Origin of the sequence: Xylanibacillus composti (genome assembly GCF_018403685.1) — a bacterium.
Taxonomy (GTDB): domain Bacteria; phylum Bacillota; class Bacilli; order Paenibacillales; family K13; genus Xylanibacillus; species Xylanibacillus composti.
In genome coordinates, this window is the sequence record NZ_BOVK01000008.1 from 1 (window position 1) to 1,392 (window position 1,392).

General features: G+C 65.7%; 1 protein-coding gene and 1 pseudogene. Both read right to left on the minus strand.

Annotation, left to right across the window (positions count from 1 at the left end; genetic code table 11):
• Positions 1–922, minus strand: a 922-nt coding sequence (locus XYCOK13_RS03440) for a thioesterase domain-containing protein (protein WP_244864979.1), incomplete at its 3' end; no start/stop codon positions are given.
• 198 nt (positions 923–1,120) lie between these two features.
• Positions 1,121–1,351: pseudogene (locus XYCOK13_RS22295) on the minus strand (hypothetical protein); the annotation flags it as partial.
• Positions 1,352–1,392 lie beyond the last annotated feature (41 nt).

Sequence of the window (1,392 nt, forward strand, 5' to 3'; positions counted from 1 at the left end):
TCTGCCCTTCAAGCAATGTGTAATGAGTACCGTCGACATACACGCACTCCATCGGGCCGGCCGCGAACCGGCTCCAGCCCCAATCGTCTTCGGCTGTATGCGGATGACTGGCGAATTCGCCCACCACTCCATCGCGCGCCCGGATCAGGAGTACGTTCGTCTCTACCCGCGCCGCCCGGTATGTGCGGCTCGCGCGAACGATTCCCTTGAATACCTCGTACAACTGAGTCAATGGCTCAAGCTCGATCCCGTATACATCGCGAATTCGGTCTGCAGCAACCGCTAGCCAGGCTGACTCGTCCTGCGACTTCTGCATGTCCTCGGCTGCCGCATCGATCACCTCTTGGTCCAGATTCATGTCGCTCAGGAACCAGCGGAACAAGGTGTCGTCCGTGATCGGGTCGTGCACGAGCGGCGCCGGACAGTCGAGGATGACGACGCCGGCCAGCTTGCGCCCCTGCGCCTGCAGCTGCACCGCCATCTCCCAGGCTATGAGCCCGCCAGACGACCAGCCTCCGAGCCACACGGCTCCTTCCGGCTGCGCCTCGTTCAGCTGGCGAACATACGTCGCGGCCAGCTCCGGAATCGATGCGAGCGGCTGTTCCCTGCCGTCCACGCCCGGCGCCTGGAAGGCCAGTACGGGGCGGGACAAGTGGCGGCTGAGCACACCGTAGCACATGACGTTGCCGCCTGCCGGATGGACGAGGAACAGCGGTTCCCCTTCCCCGTCCCCGCTGATCTCCACCAGATGTCGCGGCTTCTCTGGTTGTGCGGAGCGCAGCCGCAGGGCAAGCTGTTCGATGGTCCGGTCCTGCCAGATGTCGCCGAGCGTCAGCGTGCTCTTCATCTGCTCGGCGATGAGGCCGACCATGCGCACCGCTTCGAACGATTGGCCGCCCCGGTCGAAGAAATCGTCGGTCACCGCGATTTCTGCTTGGCCGAGCACCTGCTGCCAGATGGCTTGCAGCGCCGTCTCGGTCTCGTTGATCGGCTCCCGGCGCGTCACAGTCGTGCCGCGGGCGGCCGGTTCCTCGATGGGCGGCAGCGCGCTGCGGTCGATCTTGCCGTTGACGGTCAGCGGCAGGCGCTCCATCATCCGGTAGCGGCGCGGCACCATGTAGTCCGGCAGCTTGCGGCCGAGCAGCTCCTGCAGCTGGGCCAGCTCCGGCGTCACGCCCGGCTCGGCTACCAGATGCGCCGCCAGATGAGCGCCGCTGTCTGTGCGCTGCACGGTGACCACTGCGCCGGAGATTCCCGGGCACTCGCCGAGCACGGCCTCGATCTCGCCCAGCTCAATGCGGTGGCCCTGTATCTTCACCTGCGCATCCTTGCGGCCGAGGAATTCGATCACGCCGCCGGGCAAATACCGGCCGATGTCTCCTGTCCGGTACA